3 protein-coding genes and 1 pseudogene are annotated in these 4,344 nt (G+C 67.3%); all 4 read left to right on the forward strand.

Annotated elements, in window-relative coordinates; all coding sequences use genetic code 11:
* The first annotated feature begins 580 nt into the window (after positions 1-580).
* The gene (locus tag HIR71_RS16075; protein ID WP_169326073.1) at positions 581-1,723 is read left to right on the forward strand and encodes a mandelate racemase/muconate lactonizing enzyme family protein; all 1,143 of its coding nucleotides are present in this window, start codon (positions 581-583) and stop codon (positions 1,721-1,723) included.
* A gap of 9 nt (positions 1,724-1,732) precedes the next feature.
* Positions 1,733-2,638 (forward strand): SMP-30/gluconolactonase/LRE family protein, encoded by a 906-nt coding sequence (locus HIR71_RS16080; protein ID WP_211374320.1) that lies wholly within the window; start codon positions 1,733-1,735, stop codon positions 2,636-2,638.
* Between the two features lie 338 nt (positions 2,639-2,976).
* Complete coding sequence (locus HIR71_RS16085) at positions 2,977-3,690, forward strand: FadR/GntR family transcriptional regulator (RefSeq protein WP_169326075.1); 714 nt, start codon at positions 2,977-2,979, stop codon at positions 3,688-3,690.
* Positions 3,691-4,000: 310 nt separating this feature from the next.
* Positions 4,001-4,264, forward strand: a pseudogene (locus tag HIR71_RS16090) (transposase); the annotation flags it as partial.
* Positions 4,265-4,344: the final 80 nt, after the last annotated feature.

Below are 4,344 nucleotides of genomic sequence, written 5' to 3' on the forward strand. Positions count from 1 at the left end.
TCGCGGACACCAACGCCGCCATCCCGTCCGGGCTCAAGGACGAGCCCCTGGGTTACGGACAGCACTGGGAGGCCCTGCGCAACGTCCAGGCCAACCACGGCGACGTGCTCCTCAGCACGGAGTTCCTCCAGATGCTCGAGGCCGCCGGAGCGGTCTCGCCCGCAGGGGGGAACTGACGGACAGGCCGCACCGGCTACCTGCCGATCAAGGACGACGTGGTTAAACGCCGGCGGCGTGTGGGCCATGAGGCCGTGGTGGAGAACGGGAACGTCATTACCTCGCGCACGCCGCCGGGCCTGCCGCACTTCACCCGGGCGCTCATCACCTGCCTCGACCGCGGCGGCCCGAGCCCGGAACTCCCCGCGAGGGCCCGGCCATCGAGCATCCCTGGAGTGCTGGGATGCGAGCCGGGCCGTCGTGGGGCGGGGCGCTCAAGCCGCGGAGCGGTGATCGGAGAAGGGTTCGCGGGTGTGGTGGTGCGCCCGAGCGGTGCACCGATCCAGGGCCCGACTTCGGTCAGTCACCCTGAGGATATTCGCACCCACGCGCCGACACAGCACGATCCGGAAGAGAGAGACTGATGAAGATCACCGAAGTCCGCGCGTTCCCAGTCGGGGTGCCGCTCGACGCGCCGCTGCGCTGGGGCGCCATGGCCGTCGACGTCAAGGGCGGGATCGTTGTGCGCGTCCGGACGGACGAGGGTGTCGAGGGGATCGGTGAGGCCGGCTTCTCGGCCGAGTACTTCTCCACGGTCGGCCCGATCATCAACCAGCAGCTGGGGCCGATGCTCGTGGGTCGTGACCCGTTGGAGATCGCCCGGTTATGGCAAGACATGGTGGATGCCACGCACATGTGGGGTCGACGGGGGATCGAGACCTACGCGGTCAGTGGCATCGACATCGCCCTCTGGGACCTGCTCGGCAAGGTGTCCGGACAGCCGGTCCATCGACTGCTCGGAGCAGCGAAGCAACGGGTCCGGGCCTACTTTGCTCCCGCGCTCAAGCCCGTCGATGTCATCGTCCCGGAGGCAGAGGAGGCAGTCGCCGCCGGCTTCACGGCGATGAAGCTGCGGCTCGGGCCCGATCTGGAGACAGGTGTCCACATGGTGTCGAAGGTCCGGACGGCGGTCGGCGCCGGCGTCGACATCATGGTCGACGCCAACATGGCGTTCGACCGTAGGACGGCGTACCGGGCGGCGCGCGAGCTTGAGCAGCTCGGTGTGGCGTGGTTGGAGGAGCCGATCCTCGCGCGGAGCCTCACGCAGTACGTCGACGACCACACCTGGCTCGCCGACCGGGTCTCGATCCCGCTGGCCGGGGGTGAGTCGATGCTGACCCGGTTCGAGTACCTGGACCTCCTGCGACGCAAGACCTTTGACGTCCTGCAGCCGGACTGCACGAGTGTGGGCGGGATCAGCGAGGCTAAGCGCGTCGCCGACATGGCTGGGTCCTGGAACCTGCAGTGCGTCCCCCACATCGCATGTTCATCCGGCACGGGCATCGCGCTGGCCGCGGGGCTCCACGTGATCCTCGCGTCGGAGAACGCGCCACTCGTCGAGTTTGACGCCTACGGAGGGCCGGGATGGGACGGCCTGCTGGCCGAGCCGCTCGAGGTGAAGGACGGCTATCTCGAGGCCCATGACGCCCCGGGCCTCGGGATCGAGCTCACGGAGCATGCCTACGGACGCTTCGCTCTGTCGGATGTCCGCTTCCGGAGTGCCTGAGGCGTGATCGTGGATCAGCGCGCCGCGGGTCCGGCGGCGATCGTCGCCGACGCTCCGCTGAGCGTCCTGGCCTCAGGGTTCGAGTTCTGCGAGGGGCCGGTGTGGCTGGCGGGCGATCGCGAGCTGGTGATCAGTGACATCCCCGCCGACCGGATGTACCGCATCAGCACGACGGGAAGCGTCCGGCTGTTTCGGGCGCCGAGCCGCAAGGCCAACGGAAGTGCGCTGGACACCCAAGGTCGCCTGGTAACCTGCGAGCACGCCACTAGCCGGGTCGTCCGGTCGGAGCTGGACGGGACTCTCCGCACCCTCGCGGACACGTACGGTGGGCGCGCGCTCAACAGTCCGAACGACGTGGTCGTGGCGAGCGATGGCACGATCTACTTCACCGATCCCCTCTACGGTCGGGGCGCGCGGTACGGTGTCGAGCGCAGGGCCGAGCTGCCGTGGCAAGGGGTCTACCGGCTCAGCCCGGACGAGAGCCGGCTCGAGTTGCTGGCCGACGACTTCGAAGGGCCGAACGGGTTGTGCCTCTCGCTCGACGAGCGCCATCTCTTCGTCAATGACACCGAACGTCGGCACATCCGGCGGTTCGAGCCCGACAGCACGGGCGTGACCGGGGGGAACGTGTGGGCGGAGATCCACGGCGACGGGATCGGGGTTCCCGACGGCATGAAGGTCGACGCAGCAGGGCGGCTGTTCTGCACCGGCCCCGGGGGGGTTCACGTCCTCGACGAGCACGCACGACTTCTGGGCGTCATCCGCGTGCCCGAGGATCCCGCGAACTTCACCTGGGGTGGCGACGACCGGCAGACCCTGTTTATCTGTGCGACGACAACGGTCTACCAGATCCGCACGGTCGTCCCGGGACCTGACACGACCGCGGGCGCGAAGAGCGGCAGTATCCGGCGGTGACGATGCACCGCGTCACTGGACACGGTGGACCTGCCAACCGTGGTTCTGTCCTACGCCGGCGGATCCGCCCGGTCCATCGGCGAGCACTGTACGGTTCTGGACGGTGCAGTCCGTTTGCCTCTCGGCAGCATGTGCTCCTCGCATCGTCCTGTCTGAGGTGGCGCAACGTGGCCCCATCGGGCCTCAGGTCCTCGCCGGCCTCGGAAGCCCAGCTCGCGGCAGACGCGGGGCGCTTACCATGGACGTGATCCGTCACCAGGTAATATTGTTGTTCAGACCACCTTCCAGTGGAGCGCGACATTTCGTCGGGGGCGCCGCGGGCAGCGAGAGGCGAATAGATGACTGACGTGCACGCGATCGAACCCGTGCGGCGGCTGAAAGTGGCTGATTCAGTGGCGGCGCAGCTGCAGCAACTGATCGTCGAAGGCCAGTTTCCCCCGGGGAGCAAGCTCCCCGCCGAACGCGTTCTTGCCGAGGAGTTCGGAGTCGGCCGGAGTTCGATGCGCGAGGCGCTGCGCATGGTTGAGTCCAGCGGGATGATCCGGACCGCCCATGGTGTCGGGGTGTTCGTCACGAGCACCGAGAAGCAATCGGCGCTTCGCAGCGAGCTCCTAATTGTGGACGACTACACGGTCGCCGAGCTCTTCGAGGCCCGCGTCAATCTGGAGGGTCAATCAGCCGGTCTTGCGGCAAAGCGGGTGTCGCGGGCGGACGGTGAGCGGCTTCGGAAGATACTGAAGCGCTCTGAGGCCCCGGAACTGACTGACGAGGAGTTTATCGAGTGCGATGCCGAGTTTCATCTGGCCATTGCCGCCGCGTCTCAGAATCGTTTGCTGGTGAAGATGCACGAGACTATTCGTCCGCTCTTCAGGGCCTACTCGCGCCGGGTCATTCAGCTGCCCGGACGGCGGGACCGCGCCCAGGCCGGTCATCTGGCCATCGTCGAGGCGGTCACGGCGCGCCGTAGCCGCGAGGCGCGGTCGGCCGCGGTGGCGCACATCAGGGAGGTCGAGAGAGACATCCTCGACCACCTTCAGGGCGGTCAAGGTTGAATCTCCCTGGGTTGCTTGGAGGCTCTGGTGTGAGCCGGGTTTCGTGGAGTCGGGGTGCTGGAATCTAGTCCACGGTGATCGGTTGTCGCGTCTCGAAGTCTAGCCTCGATCTTTCATCGAGCGGCGGTGGGTAAGCCCGCGGGTAGTTCTGCTGCCTTTGGGCGTTGATTGTGCCGTCGGGGTGTGACGGGACGCCCGGTGTCGTCCGGGGTGGCGCCGGTTCCAGGGGGTCGGGTCTGTCCGAGTAACGGTGTAACTGCTGGTCTGGCCCGACACGCCGAGCGTGGCTTGGCGGGAAGGCTGCACCATGAACGGCACCAGGTCCAAGACGGTGCTGACGGAGATCGGGCCGGTGGAGATCGACGTGCCTCGGGACCGGGAGGGCACGTTCGAGCCGGCGATCGTGCGCAAACGGCAACGGCGCCTGGACGAGGTCGACCAGCTCGTGCTGTCGTTGACGGCGCGAGGGTTGACGACCGGTGAGGTCGCCGCGCACTTCGCCGACGTCTACGGGGCGACGGTGTCTAAGCCTCGATTCACCGATGGGCTGATTGCCGCGGGGTGGGCGTGGGAACGCGAGAATGCCCTCCTGACTTGGGAAGATACGACTTGTCGAAGGTCCGTATCGCCAGTTCAAGAAGGGCATCTCGTCGA

The organism is Cellulomonas fimi, from assembly GCF_012952065.1.
In the GTDB taxonomy this organism is placed as follows: Bacteria; Actinomycetota; Actinomycetes; order Actinomycetales; family Cellulomonadaceae; genus Pengzhenrongella; species Pengzhenrongella fimi_A.

Bases quoted from the DNA above. Each gene is read 5' to 3' on its own strand.
- HIR71_RS16075 (WP_169326073.1), top strand. From the start codon at position 581: ATGAAGATCACCGAAGTCCGCGCGTTCCCAGTCGGGGTGCCGCTCGAC.
- HIR71_RS16085 (WP_169326075.1), top strand. From the start codon at position 2,977: ATGACTGACGTGCACGCGATCGAACCCGTGCGGCGGCTGAAAGTGGCT.